Below are 20,077 nucleotides of genomic sequence, written 5' to 3'. Positions count from 1 at the left end.
CCTCAAAGGCCAATAGGACGATCGGATTGCGACTCCGCCTAGGACCACCCACGCGTCTTGTTTGGCCGCCCCTTCGTCAACGCCCGAGAACTGGGCGTCGGCTTGAATCGCAGCAGTTGCTCTTTCTCGTGAAATAGCTCGCAATCGTCCCGACACACAGCTAAGGGCGTGAAAGTGCCCGTGCTGCAGTACAGCCCCAAGTCTATCGAGGTTGGGCACGCAGCTTCTTGTACAGTGTTGTGCGCGAGATACCCAATTCGCGCGCAGTCGCGGAAATGTTGCCATCGTTGGTGTGCAGTGCCCTGGCCACGGCCTGTAGTGTCTGTTCGCGCAGTGCACGCTGGCCCACGGCCGGCCCGAACAATGCCTGTGCGCCGCGCGCCGCACGTACCAGATCAACGAACACAGTCGTACCGTTATGCAGAGGAACGCGTTGCGCAGCCCCCGGCTTTAGCAATCGCTGCCGCTGAGTGGGGCGGGCACCGGAGAACACGTCGTTAATATGCAGTCCAGATGTTATTCCTGCCGCAGGCAGATCCAACAGTCGCCGCGCAAAGCGATTCGCCGCTTGCAGGATGCCATCGCCATCGACTGCGAGCAGTCCCTGCATCGAGGATTGCTCCCAGCGCTGGTCGTATCGCACGCGCAGCACGTGGCAATTCTGCTGCTCGGAGATCAGATGGTTCTCCGCAGCCACTGCAGCCTGGCGAAAATGCGCCAGCAGCAGCGCTGGGTCGCGCTCGCCGAGGCCGGTTATGTCCAGTGCGCCGATCAGTTCGCCCGCAAGGCCGTGCAGGGGTACTGACAGGCAGAATACCCGGTCAAACTCACTCAAGTAGTGTTGGCTGCCGCGCACCACCGCCGGGCGATCCTCGACCACGACGCAACTTGGCGCGGTGGTGCCGATGTTGGTCTCGCGAATACGGCGGCCCACCCGGAGCGGGCGTAGCAGCTGCTGGCTGCTGTCCGGATGATGACGCTGGTGGACGATCATGCCATGTGGATTGACGCAAATTACCGTCCAGTCTCGCCCGCCAAAGGCAGCCCAGAGGTGTTCGATCTCGGCCCTGACGCAGCGTACCAGGCGCCGGTCGTCGGGATGCTCACGCACCTTGCCGGCAGGGCACTGGGTTTCATAGCTGGGTGCATTCCAAGGCTTGAGTCCGGTGCTGCGCGAACGCTCCCAAGAGCGCACCACCGCTTCGGGCAGCAGACGCTCGGGCAGTGCCGCCCCTTCGGCAAATGCGGCACGGGCGCGGCTCAAATGTTCGTGCTGCAGTGAATGGGAATCCATCCGCACATTACTTCTCCAGATAGCTGAAGGCCGCCGGAAGCGCGAATTTCACGGCAGGCCTTACAGGCTGCATGGTGGAACGTGATACGACGGAAGCTATCATATCGCGTCAGTAACATGAGGAGGTCAGCTGGCGATCCTCAGGACCGGCTTGAGGGTGATGCCTTTGGTGCTGTCTTCGGCGGCCTGGTTGATCTGGTCCAGGCTGTAAAACTTGATCAGCTTGTCGAACGGGAAACGGCCCTGCTGGTAAAGCTGCACCAGCTGAGGAATGAACACCTGCGGCACGCTGTCGCCCTCGACGATGCCGCGGATGCTGCGTCCGCCGAGCAACAGGTTATTGACGTCAAACTCGGCTTTGGTGCCGAGCTTCGGCGCACCGACAACACCCATCGTACCAAGCCCGCCGAGTGCCTCGATGCCGGCCGACAGCACTTCCGGTCGGCCCGTTGACTCCAGCGCAAAGTTGGCGCCGCCGCCAGTGATGGTTCGTACCGCATCGATCATGTCCACCTCACGGCTATTGACCGTGTGGGTGGCACCCAACTCCATGGCGAGCTCCAGGCGCGAGGGAACCACGTCGATCGCGACAATAATGGACGCGCCGGCCACGCGCGCGGCCATCACCGCACTAAGGCCGACCGCACCCGCACCGTAGCTGGCGAAACTGCTACCGGGACGCACTTTCAGCGAATTGATCACCGCGCCAGCGCCGGTCTGAATACCGCAACCGAGCGGCCCGAGCAGTTCCAGCGGTGCATCGGCCGGCACCTTGATCGCATTGCTTTCGCGCGCGATCGCATAAGTGGCGAACGAAGACTGGGCGAAGAAATGATCGTGCAGCGGCTCGCCACTGGGGGTTTGCAGCGCAGTGTGGCCATGGGCGTCGAAGCCGCCGAAGTTGAGCGGGTAGAAGTCCTTACAATAGGCTTCGTGGCCGCTCGCGCACGGGTTGCAGTGACCGCAGGCACCGTAGGTCAGAATAACATGGTCGCCAACCTTCAGGTTCTTCACGTCGGGGCCGACCGTCTCGATCACGCCGGCACCTTCATGGCCGAGCACGGCCGGCAACGGCACCGGATAGTACTGGTCGCGCACGATCAGGTCGGTGTGACACAGGCCGGTTGCGACAACGCGCACCAACACCTCATCATCCTGCGGTCCGCGGATGCGCGCTGGCTCAATGGTAAACGGAGCGCCCTTCGTGCGGACCACTGCAACCGTGACATCGCGAAGCTCGGTGGGGTAATTCATGACGATCTCCTCCTCAGATTGGATATGCGGGCGCTTCGCCTTTGACGGTAAGCCATTGCCACTGGGTGAACTCCTCCCAGTTTGCCGGACCGCCAATGCTGGCTCCATTGCCGGAGGCTCCGACACCGCCGAACGGGTTGATCACCTCGTCGTTTACCGTCTGATCATTGATGTGCAGCAGGCCAGTGCGCAGGCGTTCGCCGATCCTGAGGGCGCGACCAACATTACTGGAGAGGATCGCCATCGACAAACCGTACTCGGTATCGTTTGCGAGACGGATGGCATCCTCGTCGCTGTCGAAAGGCACGACCACCGCGACCGGCCCGAAGATCTCTTCGCGGAACGCGGGGTTGTCCGGGCCGACGTGGCTAAGTACCGTAGGCTCGAAGAACAGGTCAGTGTAGCCACCGCCAATCTCTACCTTCGCACCTGCCGCCTTGGCCCGTTCGACCACCTCCGCGGCATGGTCGCGCTGTGCGGCGTTGATCAGCGGGCCGATCGAGACGTCTTCCCTGGCCGGATCGCCGACCTTGAGAGCGCGGGCTTTGGCGGTAAGCTTCTCAATAAAGCGGTCATAGATCGCCCGCTGCACCAGCACACGGCCGGAGGACATGCAGATCTGGCCCTGATGCAGGTACACGCCCCAGGCAGTGTTGGCGATCGCAAGATCGAGGTCGGCATCATCAAGCACAATCAGCGAGTTCTTGCCGCCAAGCTCCAAGGAAACCTTTTTAAGGTGCCTGCTGGCCGCCTCGCCGACCTTGCGTCCGGCCGCTGTGGAACCGGTGAACTGGATCATCGCGATGTTCGGATCTGCGGTCAGCGCCGCACCTGCAAGACCATCGCCCGGTAGTACCTGCAGCACACCTTCGGGCAATCCGGCCAGCTCAAACAATCGCGCAATCACGAACCCACCGCAGACGGCCGTGCGCGGATCGGGCTTGAGTACCACGGCATTACCCAGCGCCAGCGCCGGTGCGATTGCTCGCATCGCCAGGTACAGGGGGAAATTGAATGGCGAAATCACCCCTACCACGCCAAGCGGACGCCGCCGCGCCAGGCTCAACCGGCCCGGCGTGGAGGGCAGCACTTCGCCCTGGCTACGCGAAGGCAGCGAGGCTGCCTCGTGCAATGCCTTGACATTCACGCTGGCTTCGAAGGCGGCCTTGAGCCGGGTTGACCCGCTTTCGCGCACGATCCAATCAACGATCTCGCCCATGTGCGCCTCGGCCAATTGCGCGGCCTTGCGCAGCACTAGGGCGCGCTGTTCGTAGGGTGCTTCGGCCCAGGCTCGCTGGGCCGAAGCGGCGATGGCAGCAGCTGCCGCGATCTGCGCGGGCGCGGCCATGCCGATGCGACCGAGCACTTGACCAGTAGCCGGTTCAAGCACATTTGATGTTGTGCACACGGCTTCCCAACAACCGGTAAACAGCGTGTCGTGCCAGAAGTCGCCTTGCAGGAATACATCGTCGCTCATCGTCTCTCACTTTCTCATTGAAAATGCTGCTTTATGGGGTAGCGGAACGCTACTGTCGGCGTCTAGGCGAGGCGGTCCCGCAGGAACACGCCCGCGCGCTCAATAGCCTGAACTGCGGCCGGCAATACACCCGCCATCTCGATAAAACCGTGCACCATGCCCGGCACCTCCACGTACTCGACCGGAACGCCGGCTGCCTGCAGCGCCGCGTAGTAGAGCCAACCGTCGTCGCGCAGCACGTCACACGCGCCGGTGAAGATCAGCGCCGCCGGCAGGTCATACAGGTCCGTGGCACGCAGCGGCGATACCCGTGGGTCGGTGGTGTCGAAACCGGCCACAAACGGATCGGACATCGCACGCATCAGCGTCAGCGTCAGCGGCGGCACCGCACCGTTCTCGTGACGCGAGGGAAACTCGTGAGAGGCGGGTGACAGGTCGGTGGAGGGGTAAAACAGCACTTGCGCGCGCAGTGCAATCTGGCCGCGCAGTTGCTGGCAGGCCACGGCCGACAGACTGCCACCTGCGCTGTCGCCAGCCACCGCAATACGTTGCGGGTCCAGCGCAAATTCGCTGGCATGCGCAGCTAGCCAGCGAATCGCGGCCAACACGTCCGCAGGGCCAGCGGGCGCCGGGTACTCCGGTGCAAGCCGGTAATCCACACTGACCACTGCACAACGGGCGGAAACCGCCAGCCTCCGGCAAACTTTGTCATGGCTGTCAAGACCGCCCAGCGACCAGCCGCCACCGTGGATGTAGACCGTTAAAGCATGCGGTGCTGCACCGACGTTCTCCGGCAGGTATAGCCGAAGTGGAATAGACCCTGCCGGGCCGTCCGCATGCATTTCGCGGACTTCTCGTACCGGCAGCGGCTCGCCACCCAGCATCGCGCCGATTTGCCGGTAAGCATGGCGCATCTGCGGAAATGGCAGCGACTCCAGTGGGGGCGCGTCATGGGTAGCCATTGCCTCAAGAACCTCGCGCACCTCTGGAGCCAGGCGCGATGGGTCAAACGGTGCTATCTTCAAGCGATGTCTCCTGTGTTTCGGTCGAGCATTTTAGGGCGATGGAGCTGCGTACACTAACAACGGTGTGCCAGTCCGATGTAAGTCCTTGTATCAGCGGCCTTGTCGTACTTTGACTGTGTTCAGTTTCTGCACAGTACTTTTGGTTTGATGTCGATGTGGTCAACCGTCCGCACGCGGCTTGCTGCGTGCGGCGCATCTTGCGCGCTCAGCAGCGGTCAGGCTCAGTCGTGCGAGGACGCCACGTAGGCCGGCTGCGCGGGCGCAAGGCCGTCCCCTGCCGGCACCTTCGAATGATCGGCGTCGTCGATCAGGCGCGCGACCGTCGGATCGATCGCATCGGTGAACGGCTTCGGATCGATGCCGACCATCAGCACGATCAGCGCGAGCGACGCGAACATCACGATCTCGCGGCGGCTCAGGTCGGCAAGCTGCGCGATGCGCGGGCTTGTGATCTTGCCGAACACGACGCGCTTGAGCATCCACAGCGTGTACGACGCGCTGAAGATCAGCGTCAGCGCGGCCAGCGCGCCGATCCAGAAGTTGAAGCGGATCGCACCCATGATGACCATGAACTCGCCGACGAAACCCGACGTGCCCGGCAGGCCGACGTTCGCCATCGAGAACAGCATGGCGAACGTCGCGAAACGCGGCATCACGCTCGCGATGCCCCCGTACGCGGCAATCTCGCGGGTCTCCGTGCGATCGGCGAGCACGCTCACGCAGAGCAGCATCGCACCGGCGACGAAGCCGTACGACACGAGCTGCACGATCGCGCCTTCGACGCCGATCCGGTTGAACAGGAACAAGCCGAGCGTGACGAGTCCCATGTGCGCGACGGTCGAGTACGCGAGCAGCTTGCCGAGATCGGTCTGCGCGAGCGCGAGCAGGCTCGCGTAGACGATCGCGAACAGCGACAGCGAGATCACGGCCGGCGCGAAGAAATGGCTCGCGTCCGGCGTGATCGGCAGCGCGAAGCGCAGGAAACCGTAGCCGCCGAGCTTCAGCATCCCGAGCATCAGCGCGGCGCCCGTCGGGCCGTCCGAGTAGACGTCGCGCAGCCACGTGTGCACCGGCCACATCGGCACCTTGACCGCGAACGCCGCGAAGAAGCCGAGGAACACCAGCACCTGTGGCGTGAAGCCGAGCTGCAGCGTGCGCCAGACGTTCATGTCGAACGTGTGCGACTTCGCGTACAGCAGCAGCATCGCCATCAGCAGCAGCAGCGAACCCGCGAACGAGATGAAGAAGAACTTCACCGCCGCGTGCACGCGGTTGTCGCGGCCCCACGTGCCGATCAGCAGGTACAGCGGAATCAGCGTCGCCTCGAAGAAGATGAAGAACAGCAGGCCGTCCTGCGCCGCGAATACGCCGACCATCAGCCCCGACAGGATCAGGAACGACGCCTGGTATTGCGCGACGCGCACGGTGACGGCCTCCCACGACGCGACGACGATCACGAGCGTCGTGAACGCGGTCAGCACGACAAGCCACAGCGACGCGCCGTCGATGCCGAGGCGCCAGCCCGCATCGAACGCCGCGAGCCAGTTGCGATGCTCGACGAACTGCATCGCGGCCGAATGCGAATCGAAGCCCGCGACCAGCGGCACCACGGTCGCGAGCCCGGCCAGCGCGCCGGCGAGCGCGATCAGCCGCGTGCGGCGCGGATGGCGATCGGAACCGGCACGCACCAGGCACACGCCGAACAGGATCGGAACCCAGATCGCCAGGCTCAGATAAGGGAGATCATGCATGTCAGTAAAACCTTGAGAGTGTCGCGCGCCGGATCGGGGGGCAAGTCAGGAGGATTTTAGGGCGATGGAACTGCCTGCACTAACAACGATGGGCCAATCCGTTGTAAGTCCTTGTGTCATCGGCCTTGTCTCGCTTTGACTGCGTTCAGTTTCTGCACAGTACTTTTGGTTTGATGTCGACATTGTCGATATGAATACTACGAAAGACTAAGGAAGCCGAACGCGACACACCAACGGGTAGCGACTTGGCCGGACGAGTCCTTCTCAAGGGGAAGCCCCTCTTGCAGGAGCATCAATCAATCGGCTTACCGGCCATCTCTTCCGTTTTCAGCACGGCGACGAACGCGACGATGCTGACTGCAATCACATAGACCGCCGGTGCAAGCTTCGAGCCCGTCACAGCAATAAGCCACGTCGCAATGAACTGCGCGAAGCCACCGAAGATCGATACGCCGAGGCCGTACACGATCGACAGGCCTGTTGCGCGGATGCTACGGGGAAATGCCTCCGTAATCACGACGATGGAGGCCACAGAGATAAACACCGTGGGCACCGTCAGCACCGTCACGACGACAAGCAGGCGGGCAAGCTCAGGCGCGGCATTCAGCCACGCGAAGGCTGGTGCAATTGCGAGCAGCAGCACGATGCGCGCCCACGTCAGGACCGGCTTGCGGCCCCAGCGGTCACTCGCAATTCCCGCTAAAGCAGCCAGCAGCATCTGAAGGACGCTCGCCATCGTAGATGCCCACAAGCCCGCTGACAGCGACATCTTGAGCACACCCGCGGCATAGTTGGTCAGGTAATGAAGCGAAATGTAGTTCGAAGACGTGGCTCCTGCAGTAATTAGCACGCCGAGCAACACCTTGCCGCGCTGTTCACGGAACACTTCCGCAACCGGGCTGCGGCGGGCGCGCCCCGATCCTGCTGACTCGTTCGTCTCGTCGAGGTGCCGGCGGATGTAAACGCCGAGCGGAATCAGCGCGATGCCAACGAGGAAAGGCAACCGCCAGCCCCAAGACATCAGCTGCTGCGGGGTAAGCGAGTGCGTCAAGGCCAGGCCCAACAGTGAACCGAGCAACGTGCTCAACGCCTGGCTGAACAACTGCCAGCTCGCGAAAAACCCACGATTGTCCGCGCGCGCGTACTCGAGGAGCATCGATGTTGAAGCCCCAACTTCGCCACCCACGGCGAAGCCCTGGACGAGACGTCCGAGAATCAATAGCAGCGGCGCGGCGAGGCCAATCTGCGCGTAGGTCGGCACCACGACGAACGCCGCGGAGCCCGCCGCCATCATCCACAAGGTGAGCGACATGGCTGCCTTGCGGCCGGCACGGTCAGCGTAGCTGCCGATCACGATGCCGCCGAGTGGACGTACGACGAAGCCCACACCGAACGTCGCTAGCGACAGCAGCAATTGTGTGATCGGCGAGGCTAAGGGGAAAAAAAGCTTGCCGAGGATTGTCGCAAAATAGGTGTAGACCGCGAAGTCGAAGAACTCGAGACCGTTGCCGATGGTGACTGCCGCGATCTTTCTTACGTGCGACGTGCGCCCGGGTGCACCAGCCTCGCACGCCGCAGAGACCGAAGGAACATTGAAATCGTCTGACATGTTCATGCAGATTCCCCATGCCCTTCACAGCAAAGAAAACGTTCCACGAGGCGGGCCCAGTAAGCCGCGCCGACCGGCAAGATTGAATCGTTGAAGTCGTAATGAGGGTTGTGGACTGAACAGCCACCTTCTTCCTCGTCATTGCCGATGATGAAGTAGCTGCCCGGGCAGTGTTCAAGCATGAAGGCAAAGTCCTCGCTGCCCGTGAGTGGCTCGAAATCCGGCACCAGGCTTTCTTCGCCGAACCATCGTGCGGCGACGTCACGAGCCAGCGCCGTCATGGCTTCGTCGTTGACGAGCGCGGGATAGCGCCATCGGTAGTCGATCTCGATTTGCGCTCCGAACACCTGCGCCTGCGCAGCCACGAGCGCCTTGATGCGCTCGCGCAACTGCTCGCGAACCTCGGGCAGATGCGCACGCACGGAGAGACGCATCTCGACGCTGTCGGGAATCACGTTCGGTGCGTCACCGCCATGGATGGCTCCGACGCTCACGACAGCCATGCGCCGCGGATCGATATTGCGGGAAACGATAGTTTGCAACGCCACAACGATATGTGACGCCACAAGCACGGAGTCAACCGTCTCATGCGGCATGGAGCCATGGCCGCCCCTCCCGTGCACTGTGATAACAACCGTGTCTGACGATGCCAACGCGGGACCGGCGCGAAAGCCAAACTTTCCTGCGGGAAAACCGGGCATGTTGTGGAATGCAAACACGGCATCGCACGGAAATCGCTCGAACAATCCCTCCTCGATCATCCTGCGTGCGCCACCTAATCCCTCCTCGGCAGGCTGGAAAATGAGGCGCAAGCGGCCGTCGAAATTGCGGGTCTTCGCGATGTAGCGCGCCGCCGCCAGCAGCGTAGCCGTATGGCCATCGTGACCGCATGCGTGCATCTTGCCTGCGCTGGTGCTTGCATAAGGCTTGCCGGTCGCTTCCTGGATCGGCAAAGCATCCATGTCTGCACGCAGCCCTAGGCTACGTTGGCCGGTGCCGGCCACGAGCGTGCCGACGACACCCGTGCCGGCGATGCCACGCGTGACTTCATATCCCCAGTCGGCGAGCTTTTGTGCGACAAGGTCGCTGGTTCGAAACTCTTCATAGGCAAGCTCAGGATGCGCATGGATGTCGTGACGAAGCGCACGCATCTGCGTGTCGTGCTCCAGAATGTCGACGGGAATTCCGCCTGGCGGTGTCGGCAGCGACATGATTTCTCCTTTGTTATGGTAGTGGCACGTTGGCGATCAGAAGCGGTGTGTGACACCCAACGCCGTCACGAAGACGTCCCGGCCCGGGCTCGTCTGGGCGGCGTCCAGCGTAAGCGCCGACGCGCCGCCGTTGCCGATCCAGGCTGCGCGACCATACAGGCTGGTGCGTTTGGACAGCAGGTACTCGTAGCCGACCAGCACGCCTGTGGCGTGATTGTCGTGGCCCGCTACGCGCCTCTCGAGTATGCTCATCTTGACCACGTTCGGTCCGAACGGGACCGTCGCACCCAGCAACCAGGTCGACGCGACGCGACCGGCAGCGGCCTTCGGCACGATAAAATTCCAGGCGGCCGACAGCGTTGCGTTGGCAACCTTGTAAGCCGCACCTGCGCCGTAGTGATCGGTACGCTCGGAAAGATCATTGCGCACGGCGTTGTACGACAGCCCGGCGTAGAGTCTGTCGCCCTCGTATTGCGCCAGCACACCGGCAAAATGGGCTGGCACGCCGCTGGTCGTGGCCGTGCTGAAGCCATACATGCCCTGCGCGGAAAACCCTCCAAAACTTGGCGTCAGGTAGCTGACAGCGTTGGGTACGCGCGAATCGATTGCCGTTGCGCCACCGCCGAGATCCGTCGCGGCATAACCACCGTTGGCAAAGAGGGACAACTTCGTCAACGCAAACGGATCAACCTGCGAGGACAGGGGGAAGATCGTCGGAAATTGGCGTCCCAGCTTGATCGCTCCATATCGGTCCGAGGCAAGCCAGACGTTCGCCTCCCGATTGAAGAGCGTATTCGACGATTGCAACGTGCCGTTCTGCACGTTGAATCCCGACTCGAGCCGGAAGCCGGATGACCATCCCGAGCCAAGATCCTCAGTGCCGGTCAGTCCGAACCGCGAAGTCGCTCCCGCGCCACTGCCCATCTGCCAGGAACTGCCCCTACCGCCCGAATCGAAGCTCACGTAATTGTCGACTGCACCATAAAGCAGCACGTTGGAGGCCATGGCCGACACACCATGGAACGACAGGAAGCTTGCGCTCGACGCGGCCGCCATCGCCTTTTTGAATCCTCCATTCCTGAGAAGCCGTGCCAACGACTCCGTCAGAAGATACTTCCCCCTCCGTTTGAAGCTGTATCGCCTCGCCATCTCTGCAAATCCCTCCCGAATCAGGTCGAGACTCATGGTAGGCAGCCGCAATCGAATGGAATATAAAGGCCAAATTTACGCGTCAATTTGAAGTTGACGCCTCGCCGCATCACCGGGATGATCCAGCTGATACGCCTCTCGTTCTGGCGTGCACTCACGGACGCCGCTCTCATCTCGTCATCCCATCATGACTGCCGGACTGAAGTTGCACCAATTGGAATCTCTCATCGCTGTTGCCGACCATGGCAGCGTGCGGGCAGCCGCATCGCAGCTTGGCCGCTCGCCCACCGCCGTGAGCAACGCGATCCGGGAACTGGAACAGACGGTTGATACGGTGCTGCTGGAACGGCGTGCAGATGGTGTCGTGCTGACCGATGCCGGCGCCGCGCTTTTCGCACACGCACGCCTCATCTTCGGACAGCTTCAGCGCGCGAGCGACGAAGTGACTCATATGACGCAGCGGCGCGGCGGAACAATCAAGATTGCAATCACGCCATGGCTTCTGCACGGCGTGTTGCCGCGCATCGTCGACGAATTCGGCAAGCTGCGACCCGACGTGCAGCTCGACATTGCGGAGCATCTTGGAAACGAATATCCCGCGGTACGCAACGGCCAGCTCGATTTCGCAATCGGCCCGCAGCCAGACGGTCCCACCGATCACGCACTGAAGATTCAGCCGCTCTGTCGCTACTCGTTCGCTGCCGTCTGTCGACACGGACATCCCGCCGCGGAAGCACGAACCTTCGACGAGCTGATCGGCTACAACTGGCTGCTCAGCCGCTCGGTTGATCGTATTGCTCCCGAGATTAGAACCTTCATCGAAGACCAGTCGCAAGACGGTGTCTGCCGCTTCCACTACGCACGATCAGTTCACGCTGCACTCGCCGTCGTCCGATCCACCAACATGCTTACGATCGTGCCATGGCCAATGATCGAGACGCCCGACATGCGCGACCGCTACATAGCGCTCAATCTAAAAGCGCCGATGCGTGAGAGCGGGTCGTGCCTTGTCACACGACGCTACGAGCCTATCAAAGGCGCGGCGCTCATGTTTCTCGAGACCTTCAGGCTCGTTGCCCGAGAAATGGCGGCTTCCACCGACCCGCATATGCGCCGCATGTTCAGCATGATAGATACGGAAGGCATCGAGTCCTACTGGGATGGTTGACCAGACAACGCTGCAGCGCGGTCGCCTCGACGAGAGTCGGATCATCCAACGTCTGCGGGCTTTCTCGTATGCCAATCCGTTTCCTGCTGGAACGCACTGGCCGCCAGCAGCAGCGTATCCTCTCCCCAAGGTTTTCCGATAAGTTGTACACCGATAGGCAGACCACCCGCGGAAAATCCAGCAGGAAGTGAAATTGCGCACGTGGCAAGATAGTTGGCCGGTCGCGTGAAAGGACTCACTCGCCTGTCTTCGTCAATGTCTTCTGTTGGAACAGTGACCCATGGCAACGTAGGCGTGAGCAGGACGTCATATGCCTCCATCCAACGATTGAATGAATCGATCGCTAGTTTCCGCGTGGATTGCTCCGCCTGATAAGCCTCGGCGGTAATGGATGCGCCTGCTGCGATCCGGCTTCTGACCCATGGATCGATTGGCAAGTGAGGATCGTTGATATATTCCCGATGTACTTCATATGCCTCTGCCGTGGAAATGACACTGAAGCGCCTCATCAGGTCGCGTAGATTGACTGGAATGGACACGGTCTCAACCTTCCCTCCCAATTCACGAAAAGCCCGCGCGGCATTGTGGGTCACAGCCTGAACCTCGTCATCGACGAGCTCAGGATACTCATCCTGAGACAGCACAGCGATCCTGAGTCCCGATGCAGTCCAATTCCTCCTGTCCGGGGTTCTTTTCTCCAAGGTGCGATTGACAGCCTTTGGCCCGCTTGGACGGATAGCCAAGACATCCATCAATATCGCTGCGTCTTCCGCAGTACGGGTAATTGTTCCCACGGAATCCAAACTGGGCGCCAACGGCAATATTCCATGCAGGCTGATGAGGCCATGCGTTGGTTTCAGCCCTGTCAATCCATTAAACGACGCTGGTATACGCGCCGACCCGCCCGTGTCTGTCGCAATGGCCACTGGAGTGAGTCCTGCCGCGACTGCGACGCCCGATCCGCTGCTCGACCCGCCTGGCGCATGATGCACGCCGCTCCAGCTCCAGGGATTACGTGGAGTACCCATGCCCGTATTGGTCCCCCAGCTTCCAAATGCAAATTCCGACATATGCGTCTTGCCCAGGACGACCATGCCCGCCGCCTCCAGACGCTCGACCGCCGTACAGGTAATGTCACTCCGTCGTTTTCGCCAGGCAAGTGACCCGCCGGTCGTGATTTGTCCTGCAATCTCACACAGGTCCTTGATTGCGATCGGCAACCCATGCAAATCCGACAGGGAAGCACCGCTCCTGCGCTGGAGATCCGCAAACTGCGCCTGCTTGAGTGCAGATTCACCATAAACGTCGACATACGCGTGCGCCCGCTCATTCAGGCGAGCGATCCGTGCGAGATAATACTCGGTAAGTTCGACCGAAGAATAAGCACCGGCACGCAATCCGTCGGCCAGTTCCATCAGGCTAGAAAATGCGAGACGTTCCATTCCTGTCTTCTTCCTGCATGATCAATGTCGAATCTCTCAAACCATTTATGAATTGAAAACCAAGCTGATGACGAATGGATTTCCCGTGACTATGGGCCGCCGTCAAGCAACGTGCCTGAGAAAGTCTTTCAGTCGCGCCGTCGGTGGTTGGTCTATCAGTTCCGTCGGATGGCCATCCACGGCGATGCCGCCCTGATCCATGAACAGCAGGCGCGTGCCGACCCGCTTCGCGAAGCCGATCTCGTGCGTGACGACGATCATCGTCATCCCCTCGTTAGCGAGATCCTGCATCACTTTCAGCACTTCGTGGCGCAGTTCCGGATCGAGCGCCGACGTCGGCTCGTCGAACAGCATCAGCCGGGGCCGGATCGCGAGCGCGCGCGCGATCGCGACGCGCTGCTGCTGGCCGCCCGACAGCTCGGACGGGTAGTGATTCGCGCGCGATTCGAGGCCGACCTTGTCGAGCAGCGCCATCGCCTGGTCGCGCGCGTCGGCGCGCGACGCGCCGCGCACCTGGATCGGCCCGAACATCACGTTCTCGAGCGCCGTCATCTGCGGGAACAGGTTGAACTGCTGGAACACCATCCCGGCCTCGAGCCGGATATTGCGGATCGTCGCCGCGTTGCCGCGCACGCTCTGCCCGTCGACGAGCAGCTCGCCGCCCGTGATCTTCTCGAGCGCGTTGATACAGCGCAGCATCGTCGACTTGCCCGAGCCCGACGGGCCGATCACGACGACGACCTCGCCCGCGTCGATCTTCAGGTCGATGTGCTTCAGCACCGGCACGTGGCCGAAGCTCTTCGACACGTTCTGGAATTCGATCATGCTCATAGGATTTTCATCCTCCGTTCGACCACGCGCAGCGTCAGCGTCATCGCGCCGGTCAGTATCAGGTAGATCGCTGCCACCGCGGTCCAGATCTCGACTGCCTGGAAATTGCCTGCGATGATTTCCTGCCCCTTGCGCGTCAGCTCGCCGACGCCGATCACGATGAACAGCGACGTGTCCTTGAGGCTCACGATGCACTGGTTGCCGAGCGGCGGAATCAGCCGCCGGAACGCGAGCGGCCCGACCACCTTCAGCAGCACGCGCGGCATCGACAGCCCCATCGCGAGCCCCGCCTCCGTCAGCCCCTTCGGAATCGACAGCAGCGCGCCGCGCACCACCTCGGCCAGATACGCGCCCGAATTCACCGTGATCGCGATGATCGCGGCCGTCAGGCCGTCGATGCGGATGTGCGCAAGCAGCGGCAGCGCGAAATACAGGAACATCACCTGCACGACGATCGGCGTGCCGCGGATCAGCTCGATGTACACCTGCGCGAGCACGTTCATGAACTTCGGCCCGTACGCGCGGAACATGCCCGCGATCATCCCCACGACGAAGCCGCCCAATAACCCGAAAAATGCAATGAACACCGTCAGCCGGACCCCGTCCATCAGGTCCGGCAGCGCTGCCCAGATTGCCGACCAATCGAAATTCACTTGCTGCTCCCCGTTCGATTCAAGACCGGCGCGGCAACCCGGCCGCGCCACACTGCAACGTCACGCTCACATCTTCGGCGGCTCGGCGCCGAACCACTTCTTGTAGATCTGCGCGTAGCGGCCGTCGGCCTTGATCTTCACGAGCTCCTCGTTCACCTTCGCGACGAGCGGGCTGCCCTTCGGGAAGCCGATCCCGTACTTGTCGCCGCTGACCGGCTCGCCCGCGACCTTCACCTTGCCCTTGCCCTCGTTGTTGACGAAGAACAGCACGTTCGGCGTGTCGTGCATCGCCGCGTCGACGCGGCCGGCCTCGAGCGCCAGGTACGCCTGGTCGATGTTCGGGAACTGGCGGATCTCCTTCGGCTTCAGGTGCGCCTTGATCCAGTCGATCGTCGCGGTGCCCGTCTTCGCGGCGATCACCTTGCCGTTCAGGTCGTCGATCGACTTGATCGTCGTGTTGCCGGTCTGCACCATCGCGGCGAGACCGCTGTCGTAGTAAGGCGCGGAGAAGTCGATCGCCTTCTTCCGCTCCTCCTTGATCGTCATCCCGGACAGCGCGACGTCGATGTTCTGCGTCTGCAGCGCGGGAATCAGGCCCGCGAAATCCATCGGCTGGATCGTGTACTTCCAGCCCTGGTCCTTCGCGATCTCCGCCCACAGGTCGAGATCGAAGCCGACGTACTTGTCGCCCTGCTTGAACTCGAACGGCATGAACGAGGTATCCGTTCCCACGGCGAGTGTGGTTTCCGCGCTCGCATAGTTACTCAATACTCCGAACAATGCGGAAGCGACCAGTGAAATTAAGAGCTTTCGACGTACCATGGTGACCTCGATTATCAATTGGAAAGTTACCTCACTGCCGCTTCGGCGACGGTTTAGCAACTCAAAGAAGAATCGCGCGTTGAGGCGAAGCGCGTAATGCTATTCGAGCCGTACGACCCCAAATCAAAGTCATGAGACAAGCTCCTCAGGCCAAGAAAGCGCTCGTAGACCTCGATGAAAATGCGGCGCACTCACGCCCGCCATCCGATCGCCATCAACCACTTGGATGCCAGTTCCCATGAATCTCTTCGAGCCACATAAACCGCATCGCTGCCGATGACACCATTGACGCCCCGGCTTCTGATCTTGTCTGACTCCACTCATCAAACCGACTCTCCATGAGCTGTTGCCAAGTCGTTTGGTTCGAAAAAGCGTAGTACGTCAAAAACAAATCGTATACGCATCAACAAAATCAGATATACAGAGTCGCGAAACCACCACTGGCCGAACGGTACGTCAGGGCGCGGCAGCACATCTCGACCAACTCTCGGATCGCAGAAAGTCCTCGGCGTGCGCGTCGACATCGAATCGCGCACACCGGTCCTCGCGATACCACGAATGACGCTCACCGTTTTCGAAGGGAAAGTATTTTCTACAGAATTCCCACCTCCGGATACGGCTGATTAGCCTCCACCCGCTCATATCCGAGCCTCGTCAGATCGATCGTCTGGAATGCGCCGTGCACGATCAGCTCAGCGATGCCTCGCCCCGCCGCCGGCGAATGCATCATCCCGTGACCGGAAAAACCTGCCGCCGTGTACAGATTCTTGAGGCCCGAATTCCACGCGCCGATCACCGGATTGCCGTCGAGCTCGTTCTGCTCGTAGAGCCCCGACCAGGTACGATGGCACTTCGCCGCTTCGAATGGCGGAAACCGGTGCGCAACAGCGGGCCAGACCACATTCTCGAAGTAGTCGTGATCGACGTCGAAGTTGAAACCGCGCCGCTCGCTGCCGTCCACGAGCCCACCCGAAAAACCGTTGCCTTCGGACCGGAATGCCAGACGGCTGAGGTCCTTCACATATGGCAGTTGCTCGATTGGGTTGCCGCACGTGAAGTAATGCTCGAAGCGCCGCATCGGCATGACCGGCAGAGCCATGCCGAACATGCTCGCGATCAGGCCCGACCACGCGCCGCCGCAATTGACGAACGCGTCGGCAGCGAGCCGCGCCCCACTTTCGAGGATCACGCTCTTCGCGCTGCGAACCGTGACTTCCGCACCGACGACCTTGTCTTTCAAATAGTCCGCACCGAGCTCAATCGCCTTGCGACGAAATCCCCAAAGCAGACCATTCGGATCGCACCAGCCGTCTCCGGGCGTGTGGGCGCCGGCACCGAGATCCTCAACGTTGATCGACGGGAAGCGCTCCTTCAGCTCGCCCGGTGACAGCAGGTCGACATGAGCGCCGCGTTCGCGCTGGATCTCGACGTTGCTTTCGAGCATCGGCACCTTTTCCGGCGGCACCAGGAACAAGTAGCCGCCCTGTACCCAGTCCACTGGCGCGGGCCGGCCGTTTGCCGTCATCACGCTCTCGAAGTTCTTGATGAACTCGAGACTGTAAAGCGACATCTCGATGTTCTCCGGGCCCGAATACTGAACGCGGCAGCCGCCCGATGAACGAAGCGCCGACGCGAATTCATACGTCGGATCCGGCTCGACAACGCATACGCGAACCTGGGGCGCTTGCACAAGGATGTTGTAGGCGACGCTCGAGCCCACGATGCCGCCGCCGATCACCACGACGTCGTATTTCTGTGTTTGCGGATTGGTCATTGCCAGTGCCCTGAATAAATCTTACGGAAGGCGTCTTGCTGAGTCGCCGGATTGAAAGCGCAGTGCATCAAAGCGACGCACTCAGCCAACGTCACCAACGTCGTCCGGAGCCGCTGATTGCTCCATGCCCAGACTTCGTTGTTGCATCACGCTACGCAAAGTACACCATCTAATACTTTTCGTATACGATTTCAAAAATAGCGATGCCGCAATCAACCCGTTCCCGGAAGTCAAATCCCGTTGGAGTGTGCTGATTCGCGCGTCGCGCCCACGCACCACCTTTCATCTCAGGGAGTTCTTATGTCGATCGGAATCGCGGGTTTCGACCATCCCGTTATCGCTGTACGCGACATGGAAGCATCGCGAAACCTCTACGAAAAGCTTGGCTTCACGGTACCGCCGCGCGGCAGCCATATCGAATGGGGCACTGGCAACTGGTGCATCATGTTGAGAAAGAACTATCTTGAGCTGCGCGGGATAACGGACGCCGCCCGGTATACGCACGGCCTTGAGAAATTTCTCGCGACGCGCGAAGGGCAAATGGGCATGGCCTTCCGCTCCGACCTGGACAACCGCGATCTGTACAAACACGCAGTTGCGGCGGGCCTGCATCCAGCCGAGCCGCGCGAGCTGACGCGAAACTTCGAACTCGGAACCGGCAACGTGCCGGTGTCGTTCCGCCTGATGTTCTTCGATCCGGTCGAAGCGCCAGCACTCATGGCCTCGCTGGTGTGCCAGCACCTGACGCCGGAACGCCTGCGCAAGCCGGAATATCTCGTGCACGCAAACACGGCACTGGACGTCTTCGAAATGACGTCGGTCACAGACTCGCTCGAAGGAATCGATCGCGAGCTCGCCCCGCTGTTTGGGGAAGCAAGTGTCGTCCGCTCGGCCGACGAAGTTTGCGTCAACCTGCCCGACGGCGGCATTGTTCGCATCGTCACTGCGTCAATTGCCAACAAGGAAGGCATCTCGCTGGAGGGTGTCGAACTTCCCTACCTCACGAGCATCGGTATCCAGGTAAAGGACCTTCATGCGACGCAGGAAACGCTGCAAGTCAATGGCGTACCCTATGTCCGCATCCGCGATCGCATTCGCGTGACCCCGGAGTATGCTTGCGGCACGTACCTCGACTTCGCAGAGGTCTAAACGGTGTTTGACAGCAACCATGAACAGTTCTTGCTTGGTGAGCAACTGCAAATGCCACAGTCGCTGTGGGCAGAAGCAGCCGTTCCGGCTCCGGCAATGGCTCCGCTGACCGGCAACAACAATGCCGATGTGGTCATCATCGGGGCGGGATTTACGGGACTCTCGGCGGCGATCCATCTTGCCGAGGCAGGCCTGACATGCGTAGTTCTGGACGCAGCGGAACCGGGTTGGGGCGCGTCTGGCCGAAACAACGGCCAAGTCATCGCCGGGCTGAAGCAAGATCCCGACATCATCGAGAAGCAGTGGCCCGGTGAAGCCGGGCGTCGCCTGATCGAGTTCGGCAGCGCGGCGCCGGCCAGGGTATTCGACATGATTCGCCGGTACGCTATTGACTGCTCGGCCAACAACGCCGGCTGGATTCAACCCGCATATACCAAATGGGGCGCTCAGGCCGTCCTGCGCCGGTGCGAGGCATGGCGAGCACGAGGCATCGATGCTTGCCTGCTCGAGGGTCAAGCACTCGTCGATCAGCTCGGCACGCGCAAGTACCACATCGGCTGGCTCGATCCCCGCGGCGGATCGATTCAACCGCTCAGTTATGCTCGCGGTCTAGCAATTGCGGCACTCGGATTGGGCGTACGCATTTTCGATCGGACAAAAGTCCGATCGATCTCGGGGTCGCTCGGCAACTTCACGGTGTCAACGCCAGGCGGATCGGTCCAGGGAAAGAACGTCATTATCGCGACAGGCGCCTATGCCGAGGGCCTCGTCCCGCACCTGCGCAAATCGATCGTCCCGGTGAGAACCGCCCAAGTCGCCACGGCGCCGTTGCCCGAGGCGATGCGCAAGACGATCCTTCCGAACGGAAACGTTGCCTCCGATACCAGGCAGTTACTGACCTCCTTTCGCCTTTCTCCTGACGGACGTCTCGTTATGGGTGGCTCCGGCGCAACCGCCGGCCTCAACCACTCCGCAATTGTCCCCTATCTCCATCGCGCGGGGGAGGAGCTGTTCGCCCCCCTCGGCAAGCTCGAGTGGAAGTATGCGTGGAGTGGCTACTTCGCCGTGACGACCGATCACCTTCCCCACGTCCATGAGCCGCAGCCGGGCGTACATATATCCCTGGGCTGCAATGGACGGGGCATCGCGGTATCGACATCTCTCGGAATCGAGCTCGCGAAGCGAGTCATGGGAGCAAGCGTATCCGACATGCCTGTGCCGGTTACCGATATCCGCGGCGTTGCCTTACACCAGTTCAGAGCGTTGGGCGTCGCCGCGGCGACGCGATTCAAGCGACTTCAGGACAAGTTAAGCTGACGGGGTCCGCTGCCCCCGCCAGCGCGATCACCCCGCCGATTGCAAACGCAAGCGGCCGGGATACATCGGTCACATTCCTCGGTGGCCGCTTTCGTTTCGAGCCGGACTGCCGTCGATGCTCCGGGGCAGAGTTGCGTATACAATAAACAGC

Annotated in this window: 16 protein-coding genes; 3 read left to right on the top strand and 13 right to left on the bottom strand. The window is 61.3% G+C overall.

The genetic code is table 11. From position 1 onward, the window contains the following. Positions 1–202 precede the first annotated feature (202 nt). The 8 genes from ACV229_RS37050 to ACV229_RS37015 form a co-directional block, all read right to left on the bottom strand. Positions 203–1,294: a helix-turn-helix domain-containing protein gene (locus tag ACV229_RS37050; RefSeq protein WP_448088014.1), complete on the bottom strand. Its 1,092-nt coding sequence runs from the start codon at positions 1,292–1,294 to the stop codon at positions 203–205. A gap of 126 nt (positions 1,295–1,420) precedes the next feature. Beyond that, positions 1,421–2,548 carry an NAD(P)-dependent alcohol dehydrogenase gene (locus tag ACV229_RS37045; RefSeq protein WP_448088013.1) on the bottom strand — a complete coding sequence of 376 codons (1,128 nt, stop codon included), beginning with the start codon at positions 2,546–2,548 and terminating at the stop codon, positions 1,421–1,423. A 13-nt stretch (positions 2,549–2,561) separates the two neighbouring features. Next, positions 2,562–4,025, bottom strand: a complete 1,464-nt coding sequence (locus ACV229_RS37040) for a benzaldehyde dehydrogenase (RefSeq protein WP_448088012.1) — start codon at positions 4,023–4,025, stop codon at positions 2,562–2,564. Positions 4,026–4,087: 62 nt separating this feature from the next. Further along, positions 4,088–5,050, bottom strand: a complete 963-nt coding sequence (locus ACV229_RS37035) for an alpha/beta hydrolase (RefSeq protein WP_448088011.1) — start codon at positions 5,048–5,050, stop codon at positions 4,088–4,090. A 221-nt stretch (positions 5,051–5,271) separates the two neighbouring features. Beyond that, positions 5,272–6,801 (bottom strand): NADH-quinone oxidoreductase subunit M, encoded by a 1,530-nt coding sequence (locus ACV229_RS37030; protein ID WP_448088010.1) that lies wholly within the window; start codon positions 6,799–6,801, stop codon positions 5,272–5,274. A 292-nt stretch (positions 6,802–7,093) separates the two neighbouring features. Further along, a complete protein-coding gene (locus tag ACV229_RS37025) occupies positions 7,094–8,410 on the bottom strand; it encodes an MFS transporter (RefSeq protein WP_448088017.1) in 1,317 nt (438 codons plus the stop codon). A 2-nt stretch (positions 8,411–8,412) separates the two neighbouring features. Further along, positions 8,413–9,621: a M20 aminoacylase family protein gene (locus ACV229_RS37020; RefSeq protein ID WP_448088009.1), complete on the bottom strand. Its 1,209-nt coding sequence runs from the start codon at positions 9,619–9,621 to the stop codon at positions 8,413–8,415. Positions 9,622–9,657: 36 nt separating this feature from the next. Next, positions 9,658–10,806 carry a porin gene (locus tag ACV229_RS37015; RefSeq protein WP_448088008.1) on the bottom strand — a complete coding sequence of 383 codons (1,149 nt, stop codon included), beginning with the start codon at positions 10,804–10,806 and terminating at the stop codon, positions 9,658–9,660. A gap of 151 nt (positions 10,807–10,957) precedes the next feature. Between ACV229_RS37015 and ACV229_RS37010 the strand changes: the two genes are divergently transcribed. Further along, on the top strand, positions 10,958–11,938 hold the full coding sequence (locus ACV229_RS37010) for a LysR substrate-binding domain-containing protein (RefSeq protein WP_448088007.1): 981 nt from the start codon (positions 10,958–10,960) through the stop codon (positions 11,936–11,938). Positions 11,939–11,979: 41 nt separating this feature from the next. On the opposite strand, the gene ACV229_RS37005 is transcribed toward ACV229_RS37010, so the two are convergent. The 5 genes from ACV229_RS37005 to ACV229_RS36985 all read right to left on the bottom strand — a co-directional run bounded on the left by ACV229_RS37005 (position 11,980) and on the right by ACV229_RS36985 (position 17,427). Continuing rightward, positions 11,980–13,380 carry an amidase gene (locus ACV229_RS37005; protein ID WP_448088006.1) on the bottom strand — a complete coding sequence of 467 codons (1,401 nt, stop codon included), beginning with the start codon at positions 13,378–13,380 and terminating at the stop codon, positions 11,980–11,982. Between the two features lie 102 nt (positions 13,381–13,482). Then, positions 13,483–14,211 carry a glutamine ABC transporter ATP-binding protein GlnQ gene (gene glnQ, locus ACV229_RS37000; protein WP_448088005.1) on the bottom strand — a complete coding sequence of 243 codons (729 nt, stop codon included), beginning with the start codon at positions 14,209–14,211 and terminating at the stop codon, positions 13,483–13,485. Beyond that, positions 14,208–14,864 (bottom strand): glutamine ABC transporter permease GlnP, encoded by a 657-nt coding sequence (glnP, locus tag ACV229_RS36995; protein ID WP_448088004.1) that lies wholly within the window; start codon positions 14,862–14,864, stop codon positions 14,208–14,210. The genes glnQ and glnP overlap by 4 nt, the downstream gene beginning before the upstream one ends. 66 nt (positions 14,865–14,930) lie before the next feature. Beyond that, a complete protein-coding gene (glnH, locus tag ACV229_RS36990; protein ID WP_448088003.1) occupies positions 14,931–15,686 on the bottom strand; it encodes a glutamine ABC transporter substrate-binding protein GlnH in 756 nt (251 codons plus the stop codon). Positions 15,687–16,278: 592 nt separating this feature from the next. After that, complete coding sequence (locus tag ACV229_RS36985) at positions 16,279–17,427, bottom strand: NAD(P)/FAD-dependent oxidoreductase (RefSeq protein ID WP_448088002.1); 1,149 nt, start codon at positions 17,425–17,427, stop codon at positions 16,279–16,281. A 333-nt stretch (positions 17,428–17,760) separates the two neighbouring features. On the opposite strand from ACV229_RS36985, the gene ACV229_RS36980 reads away from it, so the two are divergent. Further along, on the top strand, positions 17,761–18,609 hold the full coding sequence (locus ACV229_RS36980; RefSeq protein WP_448088001.1) for a VOC family protein: 849 nt from the start codon (positions 17,761–17,763) through the stop codon (positions 18,607–18,609). A gap of 3 nt (positions 18,610–18,612) precedes the next feature. Then, positions 18,613–19,926: an NAD(P)/FAD-dependent oxidoreductase gene (locus tag ACV229_RS36975; protein WP_448088000.1), complete on the top strand. Its 1,314-nt coding sequence runs from the start codon at positions 18,613–18,615 to the stop codon at positions 19,924–19,926. The last annotated feature ends 151 nt before the right edge of the window (positions 19,927–20,077 follow it).

The organism is Burkholderia sp. MR1-5-21 (assembly GCF_053427715.1).
The sequence above is the reverse complement of the archived record's forward strand: the minus strand, read 5'-3'. Positions and strand labels throughout refer to the sequence as shown.

Coding starts and splice junctions, on each gene's coding strand:
- ACV229_RS37050 (WP_448088014.1), bottom strand. CDS start 1,294: ATGGATTCCCATTCACTGCAGCACGAACATTTGAGCCGCGCCCGTGCC.
- ACV229_RS37045 (WP_448088013.1), bottom strand. CDS start 2,548: ATGAATTACCCCACCGAGCTTCGCGATGTCACGGTTGCAGTGGTCCGC.
- ACV229_RS37040 (WP_448088012.1), bottom strand. CDS start 4,025: ATGAGCGACGATGTATTCCTGCAAGGCGACTTCTGGCACGACACGCTG.
- ACV229_RS37030 (WP_448088010.1), bottom strand. CDS start 6,801: ATGCATGATCTCCCTTATCTGAGCCTGGCGATCTGGGTTCCGATCCTG.
- ACV229_RS37025 (WP_448088017.1), bottom strand. CDS start 8,410: ATGTCAGACGATTTCAATGTTCCTTCGGTCTCTGCGGCGTGCGAGGCT.
- ACV229_RS37020 (WP_448088009.1), bottom strand. CDS start 9,621: ATGTCGCTGCCGACACCGCCAGGCGGAATTCCCGTCGACATTCTGGAG.
- ACV229_RS37015 (WP_448088008.1), bottom strand. CDS start 10,806: ATGAGTCTCGACCTGATTCGGGAGGGATTTGCAGAGATGGCGAGGCGA.
- ACV229_RS37010 (WP_448088007.1), top strand. CDS start 10,958: ATGACTGCCGGACTGAAGTTGCACCAATTGGAATCTCTCATCGCTGTT.
- ACV229_RS37005 (WP_448088006.1), bottom strand. CDS start 13,380: ATGGAACGTCTCGCATTTTCTAGCCTGATGGAACTGGCCGACGGATTG.
- glnQ (WP_448088005.1), bottom strand. CDS start 14,211: ATGAGCATGATCGAATTCCAGAACGTGTCGAAGAGCTTCGGCCACGTG.
- glnH (WP_448088003.1), bottom strand. CDS start 15,686: ATGGTACGTCGAAAGCTCTTAATTTCACTGGTCGCTTCCGCATTGTTC.
- ACV229_RS36980 (WP_448088001.1), top strand. CDS start 17,761: ATGTCGATCGGAATCGCGGGTTTCGACCATCCCGTTATCGCTGTACGC.